The sequence below is a fragment of the Pseudovibrio sp. Ad26 genome, assembly GCF_001623285.1.
Classification (GTDB): Bacteria; Pseudomonadota; Alphaproteobacteria; order Rhizobiales; family Stappiaceae; genus Pseudovibrio; species Pseudovibrio ascidiaceicola.
The window spans coordinates 1-533 of the sequence record NZ_LMCE01000086.1 but is presented as its reverse complement, the minus strand read 5'-3'; the positions used below and the strand labels follow the sequence as shown (position 1 = coordinate 533).

The window sequence follows — 533 nt, the reverse complement described above, 5'->3', positions numbered from 1 at the left end:
GATATTGAGTGGCCTGCTGTCCCTGTTATGGAGTAATCGTTTTGTGATATGCCGCAGAAACGTTGTATGAAATAACGTTCTGCGGTTAGTTAGTATATTGTAAAGCTGAGTATTGGTTTATTTGGCGATTATTATCTTCAGGAGAATAATGGAAGTTCTATGACTCAATTGTTCATAGTGTTTACATCACCGCCAATTGCTTTTAAGACTGAACGCATGAAATATGGTTTTTCGTCATGTTTTGAGTCTGCTGTTGATATTTCTAAAGTCGGTTTTTTTTCTTCGTTTTCTCTAACTATTTTCCATGAAATACATTTTTGATTATTATTTGAATCAATTCCAATTACCTGAAGTCTTTCATCTATAATTGGCATTGTATGTATTGGTTTATTGGAGTAGATGCTTGCTTTTCTGAGCCATAGCTCTGATATCCAAATGAAGCCATAGTCATTTGTTATTTTGGCTCTGTCAGCTGCATAACGCCAAAAAATATATTTATCTGCTTGATCTTCAAATGTTGTATTGATTAAATC

1 pseudogene is annotated in these 533 nt (G+C 33.8%); it reads right to left on the bottom strand.

Features of this window, described 5'->3' with window-relative positions:
- Window positions 1-164: 164 nt before the first annotated feature.
- Window positions 165-533, bottom strand: a pseudogene (locus PsAD26_RS17150) (hypothetical protein); the annotation flags it as partial.